Origin of the sequence: Geopseudomonas aromaticivorans (genome assembly GCF_019097855.1) — a bacterium.
GTDB lineage: Bacteria > Pseudomonadota > Gammaproteobacteria > Pseudomonadales > Pseudomonadaceae > Geopseudomonas > Geopseudomonas aromaticivorans.
The window spans coordinates 322176-345402 of record NZ_JAHRGL010000019.1; the positions used below are offsets into that span (position 1 = coordinate 322176).

Below are 23227 nucleotides of genomic sequence, written 5' to 3' on the forward strand. Positions count from 1 at the left end.
GCGCAGGGCGCCGCCAGCCTCCCGCGGCGTCGCTTCAGCTGGGGTGGTGCTGCTCGTACTTGTCCAGCGAGTCGCTGGCGATCTGCCGGCCGAGGGCGATCAGCTCCGGGGCCTTGTAGAACTCGAAGAAGCGACACACCCGTTTCGGTACGTTGACCAGGATGTCCGGCGGGTAGCCGGCGATCTTGTACTGCGCCAGCGAGTTCTGCATCACGTCGAAGCTCTGGTTGATCATCTCCAGCACGCTGTCCGGCGCCTCGTTTTCCACCACATGGGTATGGCTGGCCTTGAATGAGGCGACGCCGTGGGGCGAGCCGGCCGGCGCGAACTCCGCCGCGGTGGCCAGCAGGGCGGGGAACTCGCTGTCGCCGCGACGGCGAAAGGCCAGGCGCGCGCCCAGCGCGCCGATGGACCCCATCATCTGGTCGAGGCGGTTGCGCATGGCCGGTGGTCGCTCGATCACCGGCAGTTCGTACTGCACCTGGTTGCTGGCGTTGACGTTGACCGCGACGATCAGGTCGCAGCGGCTGGAGACCACCGGCACGATCGGGATCGGGTTGAGCAGGCCGCCGTCGACCAGCACCCGCGAGCCCTGCACCACCGGGGTGAACAGGCTGGGAATCGCTGCCGAGGCCCGCATGGCCTGGTGCAGGCAACCCTCCTGGAACCACACCTCCTGCTGGTTGGTCAGGTCGGTGGCCACGGCGGTGTAGGGGATCGGCAGGTCTTCGATGTTGATCTCGCCGAGGAAGGCGCGGATGCGCCCGAAGATGCGGTCGCCGCGAATCGCCCCCAGCGAAAAGCTGACGTCGAGCAGGCGCAGCACGTCCAGATAGTCGAGGGTTTCCACCCAGCGCCGGTAGACCGGCAGCTTGCCGGCGGCGTAGATGCCGCCGATCACCGCGCCCATCGAACTGCCGGCGATGCAGGAGATCTGGTAGCCGCGGGCTTCCAGTTCCTCGATCACCCCGATATGCGCATAGCCGCGAGCGCCGCCCGAGCCGAGCACCAGCGCGACACGTTTGCCCATGATGTCTTCCCCCCTTTGAACCTATGGCCGGACCAACCGGTGCAAGCCCTGCCGGCCGGGCGTGACGGTCATGCACCGTCGTATCCTTCACGCCCTTTGTTTCAGTATGGCCCTTGCGCACCCCATCCGGGGTGCTGTGGGTCTTGTCCCGTGGCGTTTGCTAGAATCGCCGCCATCGAATACCCGGAGTGCCCCATGAGCGAACCGATCCGCCTCACCCAGTACAGTCACGGCGCCGGCTGCGGCTGCAAGATTTCCCCCAAGGTGCTGGAGGTGATCCTCGCCGGCAGTGGCGCGCAGAACCTCGATCCCAAACTGTGGGTCGGCAACGCCTCGCGCGACGACGCGGCAGTCTATGCCATCGACGAGGAGCGCGGGGTGGTCTCCACCACCGACTTCTTCATGCCGATCGTCGACGATCCCTTCGACTTCGGTCGCATCGCCGCGACCAACGCCATCAGCGACATCTATGCCATGGGCGGCGACCCGCTGATGGCCATCGCCATCCTCGGCTGGCCGGTCAACGTGCTGGCGCCGGAAGTGGCCCGCGAGGTGATCCGCGGCGGTCGCTCGGTCTGCGACGAGGCGGGCATCCCCCTGGCCGGCGGTCACTCCATCGACGCCCCCGAGCCGATCTTCGGCCTGGCGGTCACCGGCATCGTCGACAAGCGATTCATGAAGCGCAACGACACCGCCACCGAAGGCTGCCGGCTGTACCTGTCCAAGCCGCTGGGCATCGGTATCCTCACCACCGCCGAGAAGAAGGGCAAGCTGCGTGCCGAGGATGTCGGCCTGGCCCGTGACTGGATGTGCACCCTGAACAAGCCCGGCGCCCGCTTCGGCAAGCTGGAGCAGGTCAAGGCGATGACCGACGTCACCGGCTTCGGCCTGCTCGGCCACCTGGTGGAGATGGCCGACGGCAGCGGCCTGACCGCGCGCATCGACTATGCGGCGGTGCCGCGCATCGCCGGCGTCGACCACTACCTCGAACAGGGCTGCGTGCCCGGCGGCACGCTGCGCAACTTCGATAGCTACGGCGACCGGATCGCCCCGCTGCCGGAAGCGCAGAAGCTGCTGCTCTGCGACCCGCAAACCAGCGGCGGCCTGCTGGTCGCGGTCACGCCTGCCGGCGAGGCGGAGTTCCTCGCCCTGGCCGCCGAACTCGGTCTCGAGCTGGCGCCGATCGGCGTGCTGGTGGCCCGACAGAACCACGCGGTAGAGGTGCTCTGATGCGTGCCAACAGTGCCCACTACCGCGAAATCTTCCTCAACGACCTGCCGCTGATGGACGTGCGCGCCCCGGTGGAATACACCAAAGGCGCCTTCCCGCACACGGTCAACCTGCCGCTGATGAACGACATCGAGCGGCAGAAGGTCGGCACCTGCTACAAGCAGCACGGCCAGGACGCCGCCATCGAGTTGGGGCACCAACTGGTGCGAGGCCAGGTCAAGGCCGAGCGCATCGAGGCCTGGGCGGCCTTCGCACGCGCCAATCCCGACGGCTACCTGTACTGCTTCCGCGGCGGCCTGCGCTCGCAGATCACCCAGCAGTGGCTCAAGGACGAGGCCGGCATCGAGTATCCGCGGGTGATCGGCGGCTACAAGGCGCTGCGCAACTTCCTCATCGACACCACCGAGGCGGCGGTGGCCGAGTGCGACTTCGTGATCGTCGGCGGCCTCACCGGCACCGGCAAGACCGAGGTGCTGGCGCAGCTGGACAACGCCGTCGACCTCGAGCGCCACGCCAACCATCGCGGCTCCAGCTTCGGCAAGCATGCCACGCCGCAGCCGGGGCAGATCGACTTCGAGAACCTGTTGGCCATCGACCTGCTGAAGAAGCGCGCCGCCGGCATGCAGCAGTTCGTCGTCGAGGACGAGAGCCGCTTGATCGGCATCTGCTCGCTGCCGCTGCCCTTGCACCATGGCATGCAGCAGTACCCGCTGGTCTGGCTGGAAGACAGCGTCGAAGGACGTGTCGAGCGCATCCTCGGCGACTACGTGATCGACCTGTCCGCCGAATTCATTGCCCTGCACGGCGAGGAGCAGGGTTTTGTCGCCTTTGCCGAGCGCCTGCAGCAGAGCTTGAAGAACATCGTCAAGCGCCTGGGTGGCGAGCGCTACCAGCGTCTGGCGGCGATCATGGATGAGGCGCTGGCCGAGCAGCAGCGCAGCGGCGCGGTCGACCTGCACCGCGGCTGGATCGAAGGCCTGCTCGGCGAGTACTACGACCCGATGTACGCCTACCAGCGCGAAAGCAAGGCGGCGCGCATCGAGTTCAGCGGCGACCAGCAGGCAGTGGTGGAGTATCTGCGCCAGCGGGCAGTCAATCGTCAGTGAGAGCTGGCGGCCCGGGATTGCCCGGGCCGTGCACTTTGCTGCGCCGGCGGCCTGTCGCCGGCGCTTTTGCCGCCTAGACTTGCAGGGATTCCTGTGGAAGGAGACCGACGATGAAGACTTGGATCGTGCTGCCCGTGCTGGTGCTTGGCCTGGCGCTGGGCGGTTGCGCCGGCAAAGTGCAAAACCGCGATGGCTGCGCCTATTCCCTGAACGCTGCCTGGAAGGAGCTGGACTTGGCCAAGGCCGAAGGCTTCGCCGGAACCGTCAGCTACTCCAAGGCCCTCTCGCTGATCACCGCGGCCAAGACCCAGCAGCAGTTCGAGGCCTACGAAGGCTGCATCCAGAAGGCCGAACGGGCCCGCTACTACATCCGCGAGTCGCGCGCCGGGCGCTGAGCGCCGGGCGGCTTCAGCACTTGGTGGTCGGGCTGCAGGCGTCGGCGTCGGCGCCGGCCGCCGCCAGGTCAGCCTTCAACTGCTCGTAGCTGCCGGCATCGACGACCTGGGTGTAGCCCAGCTGGAGCAGCGTCTGGCGGGCGATGTTCGAGCGGCGGCCGCTGCGGCAGTAGAGCACGATGGGCGTGTTCTTGTCGGGGGCGAGGGCGCTGATCTCCGCGCCGATGCGGTAGTGGGGGATCAGTCGGGCGCCTTGCAGGTGGCCGGCGGCGAACTCCTCGCTGGTACGCACGTCGATCAGCACATGCGAGCCGTTCTGGATCGCGGCCAGGGTTTGCGGCGGGGTATCCGCCCGGCAGGCGGACAACGGCAGGATCAGGCTAAGGGCGAGCAGCAGACGGCGCATCATCGAAAACACTCCTTCAGACATCTCCCCATACCCTAACAGAGCTGCTGCCTGCCGACGCTGCGCGCGCCTGCCGTCAGTCGGCGGCGACCTTGCGTCCGGCCATGTGGCGCAGGTAGGCGAGCAAGTGGTCGAGCTGATCCTCGCTCAGCGCGGTTGCGGCAAAGCCCGGCATGCGCGCCTGTGGCCAGTGGCGCAGGGACTGCGGGTCGCGGATGTAGCGGCGCAGCAGGTCGGCGCGCAGGTATTCGGTGGGGTTGTAGGGCAGGTTGAGATCCGGCCCGAAGGCCGCGTCGCCCTGCTTGTTCAGGCGGTGACAGGCCAGGCAGTTTTTCTGGAACTGGGCGAAGCCGAGATTGATCGGGTCGTCAACCGCCAGCGCTGGGTCCGGGCGCAGCGCGGGGAAGCGCTCGGCCACCGGCGCCAGTATGCGCAGGCGCACCATGCGGAACGGCCATTGCTCGGCGCCGATCTGCTCTGCTTCGGGATGGGTCCATACCAGATAGAAGGGGCCGGCGCTCTTCCCGGCCTTGCCCAGCGCCGGCCACGGCTTGGCCGGGTCTTCCACCGCCAGCCAGGCGCGGGCGCCCTTGGCGTCGAGCAGGGCGGCGGCCGGCAGCTCGGCGGCAAAGCCGTCGTCGGCCACCGCCTGCAGATGATCCTCCGCTTTCACCCCCTCGAGCAGCTCGGCCAGCGGCACGGCGCGGTAGTGCATCGCGCGCTTGTAGGCCACGTCGGCGGGAATCTCCAGCTCGCGGCTGGCCGGGTGGGCGAGCAGCTCGGCGCTGCTGTAGCGGTGGCTGCCGTCGGCCAGCTCCACCAGCAGTTCGGCGGCATTGGCCATGGCGGGGAGCAGGGCGAGCAGAAGCAGCAGGGCGCGCATGGGCAGGTCTTCCGGAGCGAGGAGGCGTGCGAAACCTTAGCAAACTTGGCAGGGCGCGTCCCGGCCGCGTAGGATCGCCATCTTTGCCGCAAGGAAGGCTCATGCTTGCCGAGTTGTTCGCCGTGATGGCGCCGGTGCTGATCGTCGCCGGGATCGGATACGCCTGGGTCCGTTCCGGGCAGGCTTACCCCACCGATTTCGTCGCCCGCCTGGTACTGAACATCGGCACGCCCTGTCTGGTGCTCTCCAGCCTCAGCCGCACCGAGGTCGATGCCCAGGCTTTCGGCCAGATGGCGCTGGCCTGCGTGGTGGTGTCGGTGCTGATGGGGCTGATCGGTGTGGTCCTGAGCCGGACCCTGGCCATGGACTGGAAGGTGCTGGTGCCGGCCTACCTGTTCCCCAATACCGGCAACATGGGCCTGCCGATCAGCCTGTACGCCTTCGGCGAGCACGGCCTGGCGCTGGCGGTGGCGTTCTTCCTGATGCTCTCGGTGGGCCACTTCACCCTGGGGATGATCCTCTCCGGTGCCGAGCCCTCGTGGCGCAAGCTGCTGGTCAACCCGATCATCCTGAGCCTGGGCGCGGCCCTCGTGGTGATGCTGTTCGATCTCGAGCTGCCGCGCTGGCTGGCCAATACGGTCAACCTGCTGAGTGGGACGGCCATTCCAATGATGCTGATCACCCTGGGCGTGTCGCTGGCGAGCATTCGCGTGCAGCACCTTGGCCGGGGCATGCTGCTCGGTGCGTTGCGCATTCTGTGCGGTGGCGGGGTAGGCTGGCTGATTGGCCACCTGCTGGATCTGCCGCCGCTGGCGCAGGCGGTATTGGTGCTGCAGTCGGCGATGCCGGTGGCAGTGTTCAACTACCTGTTCGCTGTGCGCGCCAACCGCTCGCCGGAAGAGGTGGCGAGTCTGGTCATGTGTTCGACACTGCTATCGTTCGTCGTGTTGCCGCTATTGCTGGTCTGGTTGCTGCCGACCGTGCGTTGACGTCGGGCTGGACGCGGGTCAGCTGATCATGCGGCTCAGATTGGGTAGAACCAGCAAAAGGGTAACGACCAGCACGGCCAAGGCAGCCTGCCGCCATTTTGGATTGAATTTGACCATTGTTGAGCGCCTTTTATTGTTGTTGGCTGGGTTGAGACAGGGAATTGTCCCCCTGAAACAAGCCGCTGGCGTTGATCAACGACAATGCCATGCGGCTTGCCGTTGCCTGTAACAGCATACTCTAGAGGTCAAAGTCGTAAAGGTTTAGAAGTTTTTGCTGCCAAAAAGTTTCCTGATTTGCTTATGTACCTCATGGATTGCCGGTTTTCTTCTGCAGAAGCCCTGTTGCAGAGCCTTTGCAGGCGTCGCTATCAAGCCACTCCCCTGGCCTGAGTTTGAGGCGACCGTTCGTCCGGTTCTGTGGTCTCGTGGCGTACCGAGCTTGCGTTGTCGGCTTCGGCTTATCCTTCAGCGTGTGCCCGCCGCTGCTCGCAGGCGTGGCCGCGCCTGTTCCGTCATGACCGGCAACAGTTCCGCCATCCGCGCCGCCGCCACTTCGCCGATCACCAGGATCGCCGGGCTTTTCAGCCCGAAGGTGGCGGCGTCCTGCTGCATTCCGCCGAGGCTGCTGCGGCATTCACGTTGCTGGGGCAGCGAGGCGTTCTCGATCATCGCCGCCGGCATGTCGGCGCGCATGCCGCCGGCCAGCAGGCCGTCGCGGATGTCGGCCAGCTTGGCCACGCCCATGTACACCACCAGGGTGGTGCCGCTCTGCGCCAGCGCCGGCCAGTTGAGGCTGCTGTCGTCCTGGGTGTGGGCGGTGACCAAGGTCACGCCGCGGGCCACGCCACGCAGGGTCAGCGGGATGCCGCACTGGGTGGCGCCGGCCAGCCCGGAGGTGATGCCGTTGACGATCTCGGTGGCAATGCCGCGCTCGGCCAGCCAGTCGGCTTCCTCGCTGCCGCGGCCGAAGATGCACGGATCGCCGCCCTTCAGGCGCGCCACGCACTTGCCCTGGCGGGCGTAGCGCAGCATCAGACGGTGGATGAACTCCTGCGGTGTGGAGCGGCAGCCGCCGCGCTTGCCGACGCCGATGACCCGTGCCTGCGGGCAGTGTTCGAGCACCACCGGGTTGACCAGGTCGTCGATCATCACCACCTCGGCCTCGCCCAGGGCGCGCACGGCCTTGAGGGTCAGCAGTTCCGGGTCGCCGGGGCCGGCGCCGATCAGCCAGACTTTTGCGCTCATGTTCACCACCTCTCTCGTGTCGCTTGCCGGCGTTGCCACGCCGGCGGGGCATTCATCGAATCTGTGTAGGGTGGGTTAGCCGCTTGCGGCGTAACCCACCAACGATGCCGTGAGGCATCGCGCTTGCCGGCCTCGCGGCCGGTTGGTGGGTTACGACCTGCGGTCTAACCCACCCTACGGTTCGTCAACGGTTCAGGCCGGGGTCTTCGCTAGCAGCCGCTTGATTTCCGGCACGCAGGAGCCGCAGCTGGTGCCGCACCTGAGCTCCTGCTTGAGGCCGTCGAGGTCGAGGCCGCGCTCGATGCCGGCGCGGATCGCCGCATCGCTGACGTTCATGCAGCTGCACACCGTCTTGCTCTTGCAGCCTCCGGCGTTGCCCGGCGGCGTGCTGAGCGGGGCGAGCAGCCAGCGGCGCAGCTCGGCGTCGGCGCTGCCCTCGCTCCACAGCGCCTTCAGCCAGTCGCGGGCGGCTGTTTCGCCGGCCAGGCGGATCGCGACGATGCGCCCGTCCTCGATGCGCACGCGCTTGCCGACGGTGCGGCGCGGGTCGTCGTAGGCCAGTACCGGACCCTGGTCGAGGCCGAGCAGGCGGTCGATCTTCGCCAGCAGTTCGGTCTCGGGGGCCACGGCGCTGGCGGCCTTGATCAGCAGCGCCGGGCGCTCGCGGCCGGTGAGGGTCAGGCTGGCGTAGGCGAACGATTCGAACAGCGGGCGCAGGGCCTCGAAGCGCTCCTGCACCTCGCCCTCGACCAGGGCGAACAGCTGCCAGGGCAGCTCGACCTTGTCCACCTCGACGCCGGCGTGCTTGAGCTCCGGCTGCTTGGACAGCGGATCGAAGGCCGGCAGGGTCAGCACGTTGGTGCCCAGGCCCTTGAGAAAGCGGTCGCCCCAGTGCATCGGCAGGAAGGCCTGGCCGGGACGGATGTTGTCGTCGGCCTGTACCGGCAGGATCAGGCTGCCGCGGCGGCTGCGCAGCTTGACCAGATCGCCGCTGGCCAGACGCCGGCGCTGCAATTCGTCCGGGTGCAGGCTGAGCGTGGCCTCCTCGACGTGGCCGAACAGCTGCGCGGCGGTGCCGGTGCGGCTCATGCCGTGCCACTGGTCGCGCAGGCGGCCGGTGTTGAGGGTCAGCGAATAGCGCGCCTCGCGCTGCTCCTGGGCGGCGCGGTACGGATCGGCGACGAACTGCGCGCGACCGCTGGCGGTGGGGAACACCCCATCGCCGTAAAGGCGCGCTGTGCCGCGGGTGGCGCCGGCGGGGAACGGCCACTGCTGCGGGCCGAGGTCGTCGAGCAGCGCATGGCTGATCCCGGACAGGTCCAGGTCGCGGCCGGCGGTGAGCTGCTTGTACTCCTCGAACAGCGCGGCAGGGTCGGCGAAGTCGAACAGGCTGGGCAGGCCGGGGCGCAGGAGAGGGTCCAGGCGGCGGGCGAAGTCGCAGACGATCGCCCAATCCGGCCGCGCCTCTGCGGGCGCTCGCACGGCGCGGCGCACATGGCTGATGCGCCGCTCGGAGTTGGTCACCGAGCCTTCCTTCTCGCCCCAGCTGGCGGCGGGCAGCAGCAGGTCGGCGAAGCGGCAGGTCTCGGTGGTGAAGAAGGCCTCCTGCACCACCACGAACGGGCAGGCGGCCAAGGCGTCATGGATCCTGGTCTGGTCGGGCATCGACTGCGCCGGGTTGGTGCAGGCGATCCACAGCGCCTTGATCTTGCCGACCCTTACGGCCTCGAACAGTTCGATGGCGGACAGGCCGGGCTGCTCGGGCAGGCGGTCGACGCCCCAGTAGCCGGCGACCTCGGCGCGATGCGCGGCATTGCCGGCCTCGCGGTGACCGGGCAGCAGGTTGGCCAGGCTGCCGGTCTCGCGCCCGCCCATGGCGTTGGGCTGGCCGGTGAGCGAGAAGGGACCGGCGCCGACCCGGCCGATCTGTCCGGTGGCCAGGTGCAGGTTGATCAGCGCGCTGTTCTTGGCGCTGCCGGCGCTGGACTGGTTGAGACCCATGCACCACAGGGACAGGAAGGAGGGCGCCTTGCCGATCAGCTCGGTGCACAGCTGCAGGTTGTCGACGGAGATGCCGCAGATCTCCGCCACCGCCGCTGGGGTGTAGTCGCGCACCAGCTTCTTCAGGGCGTCGAAGCCCTCGGTGTGGGCGTCGATGAAGGCGCGGTCGATCCAGCCTTCCCACAGCAGGATGTGCAGGATGCCGTGGAACAGCGCCACGTCGGTGCCGGGCAGGATCGCCAGGTGCAGGTCGGCCAGCTCGCAGGTGTCGGTGCGCCGCGGGTCGACCACGATCACCTTCATGTCCGGACGGTGCGCCTTGGCCGCCTCCAGGCGGCGGAACAGCACCGGGTGGGCGTAGGCCATGTTGCTGCCGGCGATCAGCAGGCAATGGCTCTGCTCGATGTCCTCGTAGGAGCAGGGCGGGGCGTCGGCGCCGAGGCTGCGCTTGTAGCCGACCACCGCCGAGGACATGCACAGCCGCGAGTTGCTGTCGATGTTGTTGGTGCCGATCAGCGCGCGCGCCAGCTTGTTGAAGGCGTAGTAGTCCTCGGTCAGCAGCTGGCCGGAGATGTAGAAGGCCACGCTGTCCGGGCCGTGCTCGCGGATGGTCTCGGCGAACACGTTGGCGGCGTGATCCAGGGCGCCGTCCCAGTCGGTGCGCGCGCGGGCCAGGCCCTTGCCCAGGCGCAGCTCGGGGTACAGCGCGCGGGCGGCCAGATCGCCGGTCAGGTGCAGGGTCGAACCCTTGCTGCACAGGCGGCCGTAGTTGGCCGGGTGCTGCGGATCGCCCTGCACGCCGGTGATGTGTTCGCCATCGTGCTCGATCAGCACGCCGCAGCCGACGCCGCAGTAGCAGCAGGTGGAGGCGGTGGTCTGGGTGGGCCGAGTCATGGCAGTCGCTCCGTGTGATGCAGGTCGCGGGAGCCGGCAGGTGGCTCCCGCAGGGTCAGGCGCATTCGCCGATGGTCGTCAGGGCCAGTAGCACCCGGCCGTTCTCGACCTTGACCGGGTACTTGTGCGTGCAGCCGACGTCCGGCTCCAGCGCTTCGCCGCTTTCCAGGTCGATCTGCCAGTTGTGCAGCGGGCAGGCCACGCGCTTGCCGTAGATCAGTCCTTGGGACAGCGGGCCGCCCTTGTGCGGGCAGCGGTCGTCGAGGGCGAACACTTCATCGGCGGAGGTCCGGAACAGGGCGATGTCGCCCTTGGGGCCGGCGACGACGCGGGCGCCGAGCACGTTGATCTCTTCCAGGGCACAGATATCCAGCCAGTTCATCGGGTGGTCTCCTCAAGGACGACAGGGATGCGCTCGAACTCCTTCCTCAGCACCGTGGTGGCGACCTGCTGCTGCCACGGGTCCTGCTCGAAGGACAGCGCGAACAGCAGCCGCGCATGCAGCGCCTGGCGCTTGCCGGCGTCTTCGAGAACCGCTTTCTTGATGTGCTCCAGGCCGACGCGGTGCAGGTAGTGCACGGTGCGCTCCAGGTAGAACGCCTCTTCGCGGTACAGCTGGAGAAAGGCCAGGCTGTACTCCATGACTTCCTCGGCTGTCTTCAGCTTGACGAAGAACTCGCCGGCCTCGGTCTTGATCCCGCCGTTGCCACCGATGTACAGCTCCCAGCCCGAATCCACGCCGATGATGCCGAGATCCTTGATCCCCGACTCGGCGCAGTTGCGCGGGCAGCCGGAGACCGCCAGCTTGACCTTGTGCGGCGACCACATGCCGAACAGCGCGTGCTCCAGGTCGATGCCCATCTGTGTCGAGTTCTGCGTGCCGAAGCGGCAGAACTCGCTGCCGACGCAGGTCTTCACGGTGCGGATGGACTTCGCGTAGGCGTGGCCGCAGGGCATGTCCAGGTCCTGCCAGACGCCCGGCAGGTCTTCCTTCTTGATGCCCAGCAGGTCGATGCGCTGGCCGCCGGTGACCTTGACCATCGGCACGTTGTACTTGTCGGCCACGTCGGCGATGCGCCGCAGCTCGGCGGCGTTGGTCACCCCGCCCCACATGCGCGGCACCACCGAGTAGGTGCCGTCCTTCTGGATGTTGGCGTGGGCGCGCTCGTTGATCAGCCGCGACTGCGCATCGTCCCTGGCCTCGCCCGGCCAGGTGGAGATCAGGTAGTAGTTCAGCGCCGGGCGGCAGGTGGCGCAGCCGTTGGGGGTGCGCCATTCCATGAAGGCCATGGCCTCGGCCATCGCGAGCAGGTGGTGCTCGCGGATCGCCTTGCGCACCTGGCCGTGATTGAGGTCGCTGCAGCCGCAGATGGCCTTCTCGCTCTTGGGCTTGACGTCCGCCGCACCGCCCACGGTGCTGATCAGGATCTGCTCGACCAGCCCGGTGCAGGAGCCGCAGGAGCTGGCGGCCTTGGTGTGCTTCTTCACCTCGTCGACGCTGAACAGGCCGTTCTCCTGGATGGCCTTGACGATGGCGCCCTTGCACACGCCGTTGCAGCCGCACACCTCCATGTCGTCGGGCATGTTCGCGGTGCTGTGCTGGCCCTGGTGACCGACGTCGCCAATGGTGTTTTCTCCGAACATCAGGTGGTCGCGGATCTCGCTGATATTGGCGCGCTCGCGAACCTGGCGGAAATACCAGCCGCCGTCGGCGGTGTCGCCGTACAGGCAGGCGCCGACCAGCACGTCGTCCTTGATCACCAGCTTCTTGTACACGCCGCCGATCGGGTCGGAGAGGGTGATGGTCTCGGTGCCGTCTTCGCCCATGAAGTCGCCGGCGGAGAACAGGTCGATGCCGGTCACCTTGAGCTTGGTCGAGGTCACCGAGCCCTGGTACATGCCGATACCGAACTGGGCCAGGTGGTTGGCGCACACCTTGGCCTGCTCGAACAGCGGGGCGACCAGGCCGTAGGCGATGCCGCGGTGGCTGGCGCACTCGCCGACCGCGTAGATGCGCGGATCGAAGGTCTGCAGGGTGTCGCTGACCAGGATGCCGCGGTTGCAGGCCAGGCCCGCGCGTTCGGCCAGCTCGGTGTTGGGACGGATGCCGGCGGCCATCACCACCAGGTCGGCGGGGACCACGTCGCCATCCTTGAACTGGGCGGCACACACCCGGCCGTCGCCGTTGTCGAGCAGGGCGGCGGTGTGAGTGTTGAGGCGGAACTGGATGCCGCGCGCCTCCAGGGCGGTCTGCAGCAACTGGCCGGCGGTCCTGTCCAGCTGACGATCGAGCAGCCAGGAGCCGATGTGCACCACGGTGACATCCATGCCGCGCAGCTTGAGGCCGTTGGCCGCCTCCAGGCCGAGCAGGCCGCCGCCGATCACCAGCGCGTGGCGGTGGGTCTTGGCAGTCGCCATCATCATCTCGGTGTCGGCGATGTCGCGATAGCCGATCACCCCGGCGAGATCGTTGCCGGGGACCGGCAGGATGAACGGATTGGAGCCGGTGGCGATGAGCAGGCGGTCGTAGGCGACCTCGCTGCCGTCGGCGGCGATCACCTTGCGGTTGCGCCGGTCGATGTCGACCACCTTGCAGCCGATGCGCAGGTCGATGCCGTTGTCCTGGTACCAGTCGAGGTCGTTGAGCACGATCTCCGCGAAGGTCTGTTCGCCGGCCAGCACCGGGGAGAGCAGGATACGGTTGTAGTTGGGATGCGGCTCCGCCCCGAACACGGTGATGTCGTACATGTCCGGCGCGAGCTTGAGCAGCTCCTCCAGGGTCCGCACCCCAGCCATGCCATTGCCGACCATCACCAGCTTGAGCTTGCTCATGGTTTCTCTCCCGTCGTGCCAACCGTCCTGCGAAAAACAAAAAAGGCGTCCTGCCGTTGCCAGCAGGACGCCTTTGTCCGATCCCCGAATCGCTCGGGAAGCACCTCCCTCGCCGTTGAGGGTTGTGCCTATGTGAATTGTCGAAAGAGTTAGTGCAGGTGTTGTGCCAACTTCGGGGAAGTGGCGTGCAATCGGGACTACAGAGAATCCCGCGGGCGCTCAGCCGGCTTTTCGGCACCGCCATGAGGCGGATTGCTTCGTTATGGTGCGCGTGCGGCGGTCACCACTGCGGGAGAGTCGTAAGCGCGGCCGCTGCAGTAAACCTTGAGCGGCGCCGCCGTCGGTGCCTCACGCGCGGCGGTCGATGCCGGCTTCGCGCCCAACGACATGCAGGTCTGCCAGACCGGCAAGATCGTCGCGGCGGAGCTATACATCGCGGTAGGGATCTCCGGTGCCATCCAGCACCTGGCGGGCATGAAGTATTCCAGGCTGATCGTGGCGATCAACAGGGACGAGGAGGCGCCGATCTTCCAGGTGGCCGACTATGGTCTGGTGGGCGACCTGTTCGAAGTGGTGCCGGAGTTCGGCCAGCAGCTCTGTGTCGGGCCCGTGAGGTACAAGCGAAGGAGGCAAGATGTTCAACCGAATTGGCGTGATCGGCAGTGGCACGATGGGGCGCGGCATTGCCCAGCTGTTTGCCACGGCGGGCGTGGAGGTGCTGCTGCATGACAGCCGCCGCGAAGCCATCGACCAGGCGCTGGCCTACAACCGCGACATGCTCGAGCGGGCGGCGGCCAAAGGCAAGCTGAGTCCGGACGTGCTGGATGCGGCGCTGGCGAAGATGCTCCCGGCGCACAGCCTGCAGGAGCTGGCCGGCTGCGACCTGCTGATCGAGGCCATCGTGGAAAACCTCGAGGCCAAGCAGGCGCTGTTGCGCGAGCTGGAAGGGCTGGTCGCCGTCGACGCGGTGCTGGCGACCAACACCTCGTCGCTGTCGGTGACCCGTATCGCCAGCGGCTGCCAGCATCCCGAGCGGGTCGCCGGCTTCCACTTCTTCAATCCCGTGCCGCTGATGAAGATCGTCGAGGTGGTGCGCGGCGAGCGCACCGACCCGGCGGTGATTCAGCGTCTGGCGGCCCTGGCCGAACAGGCCGGGCACTTCCCGGCGACCACCCCGGACACCCCCGGCTTCCTGGTCAACCACGCCGGCCGCGCCTACGGCACCGAGGCGCTGCGCATCCTCGCCGAGGGCGTGGCCACGCCGGCGCAGATCGACCGCATCCTGCGCGACAGCCTGGGCTTTCGCATGGGGCCGTTCGAGCTGCTCGACCTGATCGGCCTGGACGTTGCCCACGCAGTGATGGAGTCGGTGTACCAGCAGTTCTACCAGGACCCGCGCTACACCCCGTCCTACCTGGTGCCGCCGCGTATCGCCGCCGGCCTGCTCGGGCGCAAGAGCGGACAGGGCTTCTATCGCTATGTCGACGGCCAGATCCAGCTCGAAGCGGAACCGGTGCCTGCGCCGGTAGCCATCGAGCGGCCGCTCTGGCTGGACAGCCGCGATGCCAAGGTGCGCGAGCAGGTGGCCAAGGTGCTGGCCGCGGCCGGCGCCGTGCTGGAAGAGGGCGCCCGGCCTTCGGCGCAGGCCATCTGCCTGGTGACGCCGTTGGGCGAGGACACCAGCAGCCTGCTCGCCCGCCAGCAGCTGCCCGCTGCGCGCAGCCTGGCGCTGGAAACCCTCGCGGGCTTCGCCAAGCGCCGCGTGCTGATGCGCCAGCCCGGCCTCGACCCGCAGCTGCTGGCCCAGGCCCGTCAGGCGCTGGGCGCCGATGGCGTGCCGGTGGAAGTGATCAACGATTCGCCCGGCTTCGTCGCCCAGCGCGTGCTGGCCAGCATCGTCAATCTGGGCTGCGAGATCGCCCAGCGGCGCATCGCCTCTCCGGCGGTACTCGACCGTGCCGTGCAGCTGGCGCTGGGCTATCCGCATGGCCCGCTGGGCTTTGGCGAGCACTTTGGCGCGGCCCGTGTCGAGCAGATCCTCCACGAACTGCATGAGCAGTATCAGGAGCCGCGCTACCGGGTCAGTCCGTGGCTGCGTCGCCGCGTGCAGCTCGGCCTGACGCTCACTGCCCCCGAAGATCAGGAGCCATCGGCATGACTGCATATATCTACGACGGCCTGCGTTCGCCTTTTGGCCGCTATGCCGGCGCCCTGGCCGCGGTGCGTCCGGACGACCTGCTGGCCAGCGTGGTGCGCGCCCTAGTGGCGCGCAATCCGTTCGCCGGCGAGGCCTACGAGGACATCGTCGCCGGCTGCACCAACCAGGCCGGCGAGGACGCGCGCAACGTGGCGCGGCATGTGGGCCTGTTGTCCGGCCTGCCGTTGTCGGTGGGTGGTCTCACCGTTAATCGCCTGTGTGGCTCGGGACTGGCTGCGGTGCTGGATGCCGCGCGAGCCGTGCGTGCCGGCGAAGGCGAGCTGTTCGTCGCCGGCGGGGTGGAAAGCATGAGCCGCGCGCCCTTCGTGCTGGCCAAGAGTGAAAGCCCGTATGCCCGCGAGTTGCGCGCCTTCGACAGCACCATCGGTGCGCGCTTCCCCAATCCGCGGGTAGAGGCGCAGTTCGGCGCCGACTCCATGCCGGAAACCGCCGACAACGTCGCCCATGCGCTGGAGATCAGCCGCGAGGCGGCCGACCAGTATGCCGCGCGCAGTCAGCAGCTGTACGCCGCAGCCGCCGCGGCCGGCTTCTATAGCGGCGAGATCCTGCCCATTGAGGTGGCGCAGGGCCGCAAGCAGCCGCCGAAAGTGGTGGCGAGCGACGAGCATCCGCGTCCGGAAAGCACCTTCGAGGCGTTGTCGCGGCTGAACCCGCTGTTCGAAGGCGGCGTGGTCACCGCCGGCAATGCCTCCGGGGTGAACGATGGTGCCGCCGCGCTGATGATCGGCTCGAAGGCCATCGGCGAGCGGTTCGAGTGCAAGCCGCGGGCGCGCATCCTGGTCGGCGCCATCGCCGGGGTGGAGCCGCGCCTGATGGGCCTCGGCCCGGTGCCGGCGATCCGCAAGGTGCTTCAGCGCAGCGGCCTGACCCTGGCCGATATGGATGTGATCGAGATCAACGAGGCCTTCGCCGCCCAGGTGCTCGGCTGCACCCACGAGCTGGGCCTGGCCTGGGATGACCCGCGCCTCAACCCCAATGGCGGCGCGATCGCCCTCGGCCACCCGCTGGGTGCCTCCGGCGCACGCCTGGCGCTGACCGCGCTGCGCCAGCTGGAACGCACGGGCGGGCGCCATGCGCTGGTCAGCCTGTGCATCGGCCTGGGGCAGGGGATAGCCTGCGTCATCGAGCGCCTGGACTGAGAGCCTGTCCAGGATTTGCTGTCACTCGCGAGAGTGTGGCCCGCCACCTGCGGGCGCCACTGCGGGGGCGAGCAGTGGTTTACCCATGCCCCGGGGCTGGCCGGCGAGGCCCGAAGTGCGGCACAGTCGCCGACGACAAGAACAATCAGGAGCGTTCCCCATGCATGCTGTCGAGTGGCTCGACCTGCCCCACGCCTGTCTCGAATTCCTGCAGATTCCGGCCCGAACGGCGGGACTGCCGACCCTGGTGCTGCTGCACGAGGCCCTAGGCGGCGTGGCCCACTGGAAGGACTTTCCCCGCCAACTGGCCGAGCACAGCGGCTGCGCGGTGCTGGCCTACAGCCGCCAGGGCCACGGCCGCTCCAGCCCGGCGCGAGAGCCGCGGCCGCTCGACTACCTGAGCACCGGCTGCCCGGATGAGCTGGGCGCGCTGCTCGAAGCCCTCGACCTCGAGAACGTGGTGCTGGTCGGCCACAGCGACGGCGCCTCGATTGCCCTGGCCTACGCCGCGCGCAACGATCCGCGGGTGCGCGGCGTGGTCGCCATGGCGCCCCATGTCATCGTGGAAGAGGCCACCCTGGCGGGCATCCGCGCGGCCGACGCGCATTTTCGCAACAGCGATCTGCTCGAGCGCCTGCGCGCCTACCACGGCGCCAACCTCGAGGGCGTCTTCCATGGCTGGGTCGATACCTGGCAGCGTCCCGAGTTCGCCGCCTGGAACCTCGACCGCGAGCTGGCGCAGATCCGTGTACCGCTGCTGGCCTTCCAGGGCGAGGGCGATCAGTACGCCACCGCCGAACAGCTGGCGCGCATCGCCCGTACCGTCGCCGGCCCCTGCCGGACCGAACTGCTCGACGACTGCCGGCACATCCCGCACCGCGAGGCGGGAGAAGCGACCCTGCGCTTGATCGGGGAGTTTCTGCTGCACAGCGGGTTCGTCCCGCGCGATTCACATGCCGCAGCGCATGCCTGCGGCTGCTGATAGCGGCGCTCGCCGGCTGCCCTCGGTGCCTGGTCTAGCTATCAAGGCCTGAGCAGCAACACCAGCAACGCCAGATTGACCAGCAGCGAGAGCAGCGCCAGGCCGCGCCAGAACTTCAGCGGCTCGCGCTCCAGCAGCGGACGGGCCGGCAGGTCCTGGGCGCGGCGCTCGCCCTGGTCGAGGGCCAGCAGCCATTCCTCGCTGGTCTCGAAACGCTGCGCCGGGTTGTTGGCCAGTGCCTTCTGTAGACTCTCGTCGAGCCACGCCGGCAGGTCCGGACGATAGCGACTGGCTGGCGTCGGCGCGCGGTTCGGCGGCTGCTGGAAGGCCTCGACCTCGCCGTAGGGGAAGTGGCCGGTCAGCAGGCGATAGAGGGTGACCCCGGCGGCGAACAGGTCCTGGCGCTCGTCCGGCGGCTGGCCGGCGAAGGCCTCCGGGGCGATGTAGCTGGGGGTGCCCGGCAGGCTGTGGGCCTCGTCCTCGGACAGGCCGGGGCAGTAGGCCAGGCCGAAGTCGAGCAGGCGCAGCTCGCCGTCGCTGCCGATCAACAGGTTCTCCGGCTTGATGTCGCGGTGCAGGATATTGCGCCGGTGCAACTGGCCCAGCGCGCGCAGCAGGCTGCGCGCCAGCGCCAGCCAGTCGGCCAGCGGCAGCGGGCCCTGCTCCTCCATACGCGCGGCGAGGGTCTGCCCGGCGTATTCGCGCATGACGAAGTACAGGTGCTGGCGCTGCGCCAGGCCGTGCACCTCGGGAAAGCTGCGCCCGGCCACGCGGCGCAGGAACCATTCCTCCAGCAGCAGGGCCTGCTGGGTGTGCGGGTCCTCGGCCAGCGCCGGGGTCAGGGTCTTCAGCAGCCAGGGGCGACCCTGGCCGTCGCGCACCCGGTAGAGCAGCGACTGGCGGCTTTCGCCGAGCAGGCGTTCCACCTGCCAGCCCTCGAACTCCTGGCCGTCGCGCAGGCGTGGTGGCAGCGGCCACTGCTGCAGGCGGGCGAGGGCGTCGGCCAAGCTGCTTTGCGGCAGGTCGTCGATGCGCACCAGCAGGGCGCTGGCGTTGTCCTGGCTGCCGGCGCGGTGGGCGGCGCCGACCAGCGCGGTGGCGGCGGCCTGCGGTTCGGGCTCGGCTTCGAGGATGCTGCGGATGAGCGAGTCGTTGAGTACCGCCCAGATGCCGTCGCTGACCAGCAGGAAGCTTTCGCCGGCCTGCAGGTCGCCGTCCAGATAGTCCATCACCAGGTGCTGGTCGAGGCCGAGGGCGCGCTTGAGCACGTGCTGCATGCCTTCCTGCTCCCACACGTGCTCGCTGGTCAGGCGCTGCAGCTGGCCGGCGTGCCAGCGGTAGGCGCGGCAGTCGCCGACGTGGGCAAGGGTGAAGCGCCGGCCGCGCAGCACCAGCGCGGTGAGCGTGGTGAGCAGCGGCTGGCCACCGCCGGCCGCCTGTAGCCAGCGATTGTGGGCCAGCAGCAGGCGGTCGAGCGATTGCGCCACCGGCCAGGTTTCCGGGGTGGCGTAGTAGTCCAGCGCCAGCGCCTGCAGGGTGGCGCGTGCCGCCAGGCCGCCGTCGGCGCACTGGCTGACGCCGTCGGCCAGGGCCAGCAGGTGGCCCTTGCTGGCGGCCAGCGCCGGCGCTGGAGTCACCACGCGCAGGGCGTCCTGGTTCTCGCTGCGCGGGCCAGTGGCGCTGGCTTCGCCGATGGTGAGTTGCAGGGGCATGGCGGTGTCCGTGGTGTCTGGAGGGGTAGGGTGCGCCGTGCGCACCCAGTGGGCGGGCGGCAGGCAGCACCGCGCGCACCGAGGTGTGGCCCCGGTGCGCGCGGCGCCCCCTACAGGGTTAGACCCGTGCGGCGGTCACCGCCGCCGAGCCCCAGGTGGTGCGCCAGCGCAGTTTGACGCCATGCAGGCCGATCCAGGCGACCACGCCGAGGGCGGCGAACAGCCACAGGCCGAGCTGGTAGTCGCCGGTGGCCTGCTTGATCGCGCCGAGGCCCGCGGTCAGGGCGAAACCGCCGATGCCGCCGGCCATGCCGATCAGCCCGGTCATCACGCCGATCGACTGGCGGAAGCGCTGCGGTACCAGCTGGAACACCGCGCCGTTGCCGGCACCCAGGCTGAGCATGGCGACCACGAACAGGGCCAGCGCGGCGGTCGAGCTGGGCAGGTTGAAGCCGACCACGGCGAGGCACAGCGAGGCCACGGTGTACATCACCAGCAGGGTGCGGATGCCGCCGATACGGTCGGCCAGCGCGCCGCCCAGCGGGCGCAGCAGGCTGCCGGCGAACACGCAGGCTGCGGTGTAGTAGCCGGCCTTGACCGGGTCGAAGCCGTACTGGTCGTGGAAGTAGCCGGGCAGGGTGCTGGCCAGGCCGAGGAAGCCGCCGAAGGTGACGCTGTAGAACAGCATGAACCACCAGCTGTCGCGGTCGGTCAGCGCCTTCAGGTAGTCGGCGCCGGACTTCGGCTTGGCCCGCTCCGGCGCGTTTCTGGCCACGCTGGCGAAGATGATCAGGGTCAGCACCAGCGGGATCAGCGCCAGGCCGAACACGTTGCCCCAGCCGAAGGCGCTGGCCAGCACCGGCGCGAACAGGGCGGCGAGCACGGTGCCGGAGTTGCCGGCGCCGGCGATGCCCATGGCCTTGCCCTGGTGCTGCGGCGGATACCACTGCGAGGCCAGTGGCAGCGCCACGGCGAAGGAGGCTCCGGCGAAGCCGAGGAACAGGCCGAGCAGCAGGGCCTGCTCGTAGCTGTGCACGCCGTGCAGCCAGGCAACCGCGAGGGCGGCGATGACGATCGCCTGGCCGACCAGGCCGGCGGTCTTCGGCGAGGTGCGATCGGCGAACATGCCCATCAGGAAGCGCAGCACCGCACCCGCGAGGATCGGCGTGGCGACCATCATGGCACGCTGCTGGGTGGTCAGCCCGAGGTCGGCGGCAATCTGCACGCCCAGCGGGCCGAGCACGTACCAGACCATGAAGCTCAGGTCGAAATAGAGAAATGCGGCGAACAGGGTTGGCGTATGGCCGGCTTTCCAGAAACTCGTGTTCATCTGACACCTCGAATCCAAAGTTCGCAAAAGGCCGGGTGGCTGGCGCGGAACCGAGCCTGGTCGACAGGCCGCGCCAACCCCCGGATAACGCCGGGCTGGTGGCCTGGCGCTGGTGGCATCGCCACCCAAAGGGGAAAGGGTTACTGGGTTGCTGCGCGGATCACGCGACAGCGGCCCGCCCCGGGCATTGGGGCGCCAAACAAAAAAGGCGTCGCAGCACGCCAGCCGGAGCTGGGTGATGCGACGCCTTTGTCGTCAGTCGAGCAGCCGCCATTGGCTGCCGATGGAAAATACTCAGCAATAGCTGTGCCAACGCACTAAAAGGCAGGAGACAAGCGCTGTGCCGCTGGCGGTGGGGGATGGGCGTGATTCAAAAAGAGGCGTGGCGGCGCATGGTGCGCCGCGACAGGGCGTGCGGGGAGGGGTGGCCTATTGGGGCTTGGCTGGCGGCATGGGGAACATCACCACCGGCCCCTCGGGCATGTCGCCGGGCGGCAGGGCCATCGGTGCCGGCTCGCCGGCCGGGCCGAGATGCTTGACCAGCTGGTAGATGGCCAGCAGGTCCTCGTCGGTCATGCGCTGCAGGGTCAGGTTGGGCATCGGCGGGCGATAGTTGGCGCTTCTCGCCATGGTCAGCCACTGGCTTTCGCTGAGCTTGGGCAGCACCAGGCGCAGGTTGCTGGGGTAGGTGGTTCCCCAGGGACCGTACCAGCCGAGGTTGTCACCCTTGAGCCAGTCGCTTTCGGCCACCTTGCCCGGCGCCATCAGGTAGCCGGAGGTATGGCAGTCGTTGCAGCCGGAGATCTGCAGCAGATAGCGGCCGCGCTCGAGCTGCGCATTGTCGGCCAAGGTCAGCGGACTCAGCAGCAGGGCAGTGAAGGCGATGGGCAGTGCGCGGGCAAGGGGCGACATGGCGTTCTCCGGTCATGGACACGCAACAGGTATAGCGCAACAAGGCCGCCACTGCCCGCTGCCCGGGACGCGCCTGGCCGATGGGCGGTTGCCGCGCTTGCGCGCTGGGGCATGGCGGTGCGCTCCGGGCCTTTTTGGTTCATGACGGCCGCTTGGGGCAGAATGGGCCATGGCCGACCGCAAGGCTGGAAAGTCCCTTGGTCCGGTCGCCTGTCTGCCGACCGAACCGCCTGGAGCACGCGATGTCCCGCATAGTCACCCTGACCCTCAATCCGGCGATGGATCTATCGACCGGCACCCCGCGGGTCGAGCCGACCCGCAAGCTGCGCTGCAGCCTGCCGCACTACGATCCGGGTGGCGGCGGTATCAACGTGGCGCGGGTGGTCGATACCCTCGGCGGCGATGCCGTGGCGGTCTACCCGGCCGGCGGTCCGTTCGGCGACATGCTGCAGCGCATGCTGGCGGCGCTCGGCGTGGTGCAGGTGCGGGTGCCGATTGCCGGCGACACCCGCGAGAGCTTCACCGTCGACGAGGGCGACACGGGGCGGCAGTACCGCTTCGTCCTGCCCGGCCCGACCCTGGCGGAGGCCGAACAGCAGGCCTGCCTGGACGCCATCGCCGCGCTCGATCCGTTGCCCGCCTATGTGGTGCTCAGCGGCAGCTTCCCTCCCGGCGTGGCGTTGAGCTTCTTCGATGCGGTGGCCGCGCTGGCGCGGCGCATCGGCGCGCACCTGGTGCTCGACTGCTCGGGCGAGGCGCTGCAGTACGCGGCCGGCCAGGGCGGCATCCATCTGCTCAAGCCGAGCCTGAGCGAGCTGGCCACGCTGGCGAGGGGCAAGGTGGAAGGCGAGGCCGCGCAGGAAGCGGCGCTGCGCAGCCTGATCGAGCGCGGCGTGGCGGAGATCATCGTGCTGTCGCTGGGCGGCGAGGGCGCCGTGCTGGCGAGCAAGGCGGGTATCGAACGTTTCCCGCCGCTGGACGTGCCGGTGTGCAGTGCGGTGGGTGCCGGCGACAGCATGGTCGGCGCCACGGTGCTGGCCCTGAGCCGAGGCTGGAGCCTGCACGAGGCGGTGCGCTACGGCATCGCCGCCGGCTCGGCGACCATCATGCGCCCAGGCACCGAGCTGTGTCGGGCGGAGGATGTCGAACAGTTGTACCGAGGGTGAGACGTAGGGTGGCAACGGCGAAGCCTTGTCCGCCGTTACGCGGCCTGCGGTGGACAATCGCTGCGCGAGTTGCCATATATGGACTCCCCCCGGTTTGCCAGCGAAATGCTGTTTCGACAAGCGTGGTACGACTGCTTCCGTATATCCGGCTTCTGATGGGCCATCGGATGCCCCGAGCCATGATGAAGATCCGCTCATGTGCGCCTGACCGCCCTATCGGCCTTGCAGTGAAGAGGGCCCGAGGCAACTGCAGGCTTCACACATGCCGGCTCGACCGGCTTGTCATCACTGCATGTCACTGTGCAATCGTGGTGGAGCTAACGCCTCGTTGGTACCGGGCAGAGTATGGCCTGCCCCTCGCCCTCAGCCGGGACTGTACACCTCGCCCCGGCTGAGGATCGCCCAGACGATCCGGGCATTCTTGTTCGCCAGGGCAACCGTGGCGACGTTCTTGTTGCGTCGACACAGCAGGCGCTGAATTCGCTGCGTCGATCCGCCTTGTCCAGACAGTGCTTGAGCACCGCTCGGGCACCGTGGATCAGCAAGGTGCGCAAGTAGGTATCGCCGCGCTTGCTGATCGAGCCCAGCCGCGCTTTGCCGCCACTGGAGTGCTGGCGGGGCACCAGGCCCAGCCAGGCGGCAAACTGTCGGGCACTGCTGAACTGCCGGGCATCGCCCACCGCCGAGACGAGAGCCGTGGCGGTGATCGGGCCAATCCCCTCGACCTGCATCAGTCGCTCCACCCGCTCGTCTTCGC

General features: G+C 68.5%; 18 protein-coding genes and 2 pseudogenes. 9 read left to right on the plus strand and 11 right to left on the minus strand.

What is annotated here, in order from left to right; translation table 11 throughout:
• Positions 1 to 34 precede the first annotated feature (34 nt).
• Entirely contained in the window at positions 35 to 1030 is a 996-nt protein-coding gene (locus KRX52_RS09585; RefSeq protein ID WP_217681516.1) for a patatin-like phospholipase family protein, read from the minus strand.
• Between the two features lie 195 nt (positions 1031 to 1225).
• On the opposite strand from KRX52_RS09585, the gene selD reads away from it, so the two are divergent.
• The 3 genes from selD (at position 1226) to KRX52_RS09600 (ending at position 3761) form a co-directional block, all read left to right on the plus strand.
• Entirely contained in the window at positions 1226 to 2260 is a 1035-nt protein-coding gene (gene selD / locus KRX52_RS09590) for a selenide, water dikinase SelD (protein ID WP_217681517.1), read from the plus strand.
• Positions 2260 to 3366 (plus strand): tRNA 2-selenouridine(34) synthase MnmH, encoded by a 1107-nt coding sequence (gene mnmH / locus KRX52_RS09595; protein WP_217681518.1) that lies wholly within the window; start codon positions 2260 to 2262, stop codon positions 3364 to 3366. The genes selD and mnmH overlap by 1 nt, the downstream gene beginning before the upstream one ends.
• Positions 3367 to 3476: 110 nt before the next feature.
• The gene (locus KRX52_RS09600; protein ID WP_217681519.1) at positions 3477 to 3761 is read left to right on the plus strand and encodes a hypothetical protein; all 285 of its coding nucleotides are present in this window, start codon (positions 3477 to 3479) and stop codon (positions 3759 to 3761) included.
• Between the two features lie 13 nt (positions 3762 to 3774).
• On the opposite strand, the gene KRX52_RS09605 is transcribed toward KRX52_RS09600, so the two are convergent.
• Complete coding sequence (locus KRX52_RS09605; protein ID WP_254797472.1) at positions 3775 to 4170, minus strand: rhodanese-like domain-containing protein; 396 nt, start codon at positions 4168 to 4170, stop codon at positions 3775 to 3777.
• A 73-nt stretch (positions 4171 to 4243) separates the two neighbouring features.
• Positions 4244 to 5050: a c-type cytochrome gene (locus KRX52_RS09610; RefSeq protein ID WP_217681520.1), complete on the minus strand. Its 807-nt coding sequence runs from the start codon at positions 5048 to 5050 to the stop codon at positions 4244 to 4246.
• Between the two features lie 101 nt (positions 5051 to 5151).
• Here KRX52_RS09610 and KRX52_RS09615 point away from each other — a divergent pair, with 101 nt between their 5' ends.
• Positions 5152 to 6039 carry an AEC family transporter gene (locus KRX52_RS09615; protein WP_217681521.1) on the plus strand — a complete coding sequence of 296 codons (888 nt, stop codon included), beginning with the start codon at positions 5152 to 5154 and terminating at the stop codon, positions 6037 to 6039.
• A 465-nt stretch (positions 6040 to 6504) separates the two neighbouring features.
• On the opposite strand, the gene cobA is transcribed toward KRX52_RS09615, so the two are convergent.
• The 4 genes from cobA to nirB all read right to left on the minus strand — a co-directional run bounded on the left by cobA (position 6505) and on the right by nirB (position 13011).
• Complete coding sequence (gene cobA / locus KRX52_RS09620; RefSeq protein ID WP_217681522.1) at positions 6505 to 7284, minus strand: uroporphyrinogen-III C-methyltransferase; 780 nt, start codon at positions 7282 to 7284, stop codon at positions 6505 to 6507.
• Between the two features lie 192 nt (positions 7285 to 7476).
• Positions 7477 to 10179 carry a nitrate reductase gene (locus tag KRX52_RS09625; protein ID WP_217681523.1) on the minus strand — a complete coding sequence of 901 codons (2703 nt, stop codon included), beginning with the start codon at positions 10177 to 10179 and terminating at the stop codon, positions 7477 to 7479.
• A gap of 55 nt (positions 10180 to 10234) precedes the next feature.
• Complete coding sequence (gene nirD, locus KRX52_RS09630) at positions 10235 to 10561, minus strand: nitrite reductase small subunit NirD (protein WP_217681524.1); 327 nt, start codon at positions 10559 to 10561, stop codon at positions 10235 to 10237.
• A complete protein-coding gene (nirB, locus tag KRX52_RS09635) occupies positions 10558 to 13011 on the minus strand; it encodes a nitrite reductase large subunit NirB (RefSeq protein WP_217681525.1) in 2454 nt (817 codons plus the stop codon). Before nirB ends, nirD begins: the two co-directional genes overlap by 4 nt.
• Before the next feature lie 330 nt (positions 13012 to 13341).
• Between nirB and KRX52_RS09640 the strand changes: the two are divergent.
• From KRX52_RS09640 to KRX52_RS09655, 4 genes and pseudogenes are all read left to right on the plus strand, one after another.
• Positions 13342 to 13593, plus strand: a pseudogene (locus KRX52_RS09640) (FAD-binding protein); the annotation flags it as partial.
• Positions 13594 to 13645: 52 nt separating this feature from the next.
• On the plus strand, positions 13646 to 15169 hold the full coding sequence (locus tag KRX52_RS09645; RefSeq protein WP_217681526.1) for a 3-hydroxyacyl-CoA dehydrogenase: 1524 nt from the start codon (positions 13646 to 13648) through the stop codon (positions 15167 to 15169).
• Positions 15166 to 16368, plus strand: coding sequence for a 3-oxoadipyl-CoA thiolase (locus KRX52_RS09650; RefSeq protein ID WP_217681527.1), 1203 nt, complete (start codon positions 15166 to 15168; stop codon positions 16366 to 16368). Before KRX52_RS09645 ends, KRX52_RS09650 begins: the two co-directional genes overlap by 4 nt.
• A 160-nt stretch (positions 16369 to 16528) precedes the next feature.
• Positions 16529 to 17350: an alpha/beta fold hydrolase gene (locus tag KRX52_RS09655; protein WP_217681528.1), complete on the plus strand. Its 822-nt coding sequence runs from the start codon at positions 16529 to 16531 to the stop codon at positions 17348 to 17350.
• A gap of 41 nt (positions 17351 to 17391) precedes the next feature.
• Here the strand turns inward: KRX52_RS09655 and KRX52_RS09660 are convergent, their stop codons facing one another.
• From KRX52_RS09660 to KRX52_RS09670, 3 genes are all read right to left on the minus strand, one after another.
• Positions 17392 to 19062, minus strand: coding sequence for a bifunctional protein-serine/threonine kinase/phosphatase (locus KRX52_RS09660; RefSeq protein ID WP_217681529.1), 1671 nt, complete (start codon positions 19060 to 19062; stop codon positions 17392 to 17394).
• Between the two features lie 118 nt (positions 19063 to 19180).
• Positions 19181 to 20392, minus strand: coding sequence for a nitrate/nitrite transporter (locus KRX52_RS09665; protein ID WP_217681530.1), 1212 nt, complete (start codon positions 20390 to 20392; stop codon positions 19181 to 19183).
• 429 nt (positions 20393 to 20821) lie between these two features.
• Positions 20822 to 21304, minus strand: a complete 483-nt coding sequence (locus tag KRX52_RS09670; RefSeq protein WP_217681531.1) for a cytochrome C — start codon at positions 21302 to 21304, stop codon at positions 20822 to 20824.
• Between the two features lie 242 nt (positions 21305 to 21546).
• Between KRX52_RS09670 and KRX52_RS09675 the strand changes: the two genes are divergently transcribed.
• A complete protein-coding gene (locus tag KRX52_RS09675; protein ID WP_217681532.1) occupies positions 21547 to 22470 on the plus strand; it encodes a 1-phosphofructokinase family hexose kinase in 924 nt (307 codons plus the stop codon).
• A gap of 363 nt (positions 22471 to 22833) precedes the next feature.
• Here KRX52_RS09675 and KRX52_RS09680 read toward each other — a convergent pair.
• A pseudogene (locus tag KRX52_RS09680) lies at positions 22834 to 23227 on the minus strand (IS110 family RNA-guided transposase); the annotation flags it as partial.

Coding starts and splice junctions, on each gene's coding strand:
- KRX52_RS09655 (WP_217681528.1), top strand. CDS start 16,529: ATGCATGCTGTCGAGTGGCTCGACCTGCCCCACGCCTGTCTCGAATTC.
- KRX52_RS09675 (WP_217681532.1), top strand. CDS start 21,547: ATGTCCCGCATAGTCACCCTGACCCTCAATCCGGCGATGGATCTATCG.
- KRX52_RS09615 (WP_217681521.1), top strand. CDS start 5,152: ATGCTTGCCGAGTTGTTCGCCGTGATGGCGCCGGTGCTGATCGTCGCC.
- KRX52_RS09610 (WP_217681520.1), bottom strand. CDS start 5,050: ATGCGCGCCCTGCTGCTTCTGCTCGCCCTGCTCCCCGCCATGGCCAAT.
- mnmH (WP_217681518.1), top strand. CDS start 2,260: ATGCGTGCCAACAGTGCCCACTACCGCGAAATCTTCCTCAACGACCTG.
- KRX52_RS09625 (WP_217681523.1), bottom strand. CDS start 10,179: ATGACTCGGCCCACCCAGACCACCGCCTCCACCTGCTGCTACTGCGGC.
- KRX52_RS09670 (WP_217681531.1), bottom strand. CDS start 21,304: ATGTCGCCCCTTGCCCGCGCACTGCCCATCGCCTTCACTGCCCTGCTG.
- nirB (WP_217681525.1), bottom strand. CDS start 13,011: ATGAGCAAGCTCAAGCTGGTGATGGTCGGCAATGGCATGGCTGGGGTG.
- KRX52_RS09585 (WP_217681516.1), bottom strand. CDS start 1,030: ATGGGCAAACGTGTCGCGCTGGTGCTCGGCTCGGGCGGCGCTCGCGGC.
- KRX52_RS09660 (WP_217681529.1), bottom strand. CDS start 19,062: ATGCCCCTGCAACTCACCATCGGCGAAGCCAGCGCCACTGGCCCGCGC.
- selD (WP_217681517.1), top strand. CDS start 1,226: ATGAGCGAACCGATCCGCCTCACCCAGTACAGTCACGGCGCCGGCTGC.
- KRX52_RS09645 (WP_217681526.1), top strand. CDS start 13,646: ATGTTCAACCGAATTGGCGTGATCGGCAGTGGCACGATGGGGCGCGGC.
- KRX52_RS09600 (WP_217681519.1), top strand. CDS start 3,477: ATGAAGACTTGGATCGTGCTGCCCGTGCTGGTGCTTGGCCTGGCGCTG.
- KRX52_RS09665 (WP_217681530.1), bottom strand. CDS start 20,392: ATGAACACGAGTTTCTGGAAAGCCGGCCATACGCCAACCCTGTTCGCC.
- nirD (WP_217681524.1), bottom strand. CDS start 10,561: ATGAACTGGCTGGATATCTGTGCCCTGGAAGAGATCAACGTGCTCGGC.
- KRX52_RS09650 (WP_217681527.1), top strand. CDS start 15,166: ATGACTGCATATATCTACGACGGCCTGCGTTCGCCTTTTGGCCGCTAT.
- cobA (WP_217681522.1), bottom strand. CDS start 7,284: ATGAGCGCAAAAGTCTGGCTGATCGGCGCCGGCCCCGGCGACCCGGAA.
- KRX52_RS09605 (WP_254797472.1), bottom strand. CDS start 4,170: ATGATGCGCCGTCTGCTGCTCGCCCTTAGCCTGATCCTGCCGTTGTCC.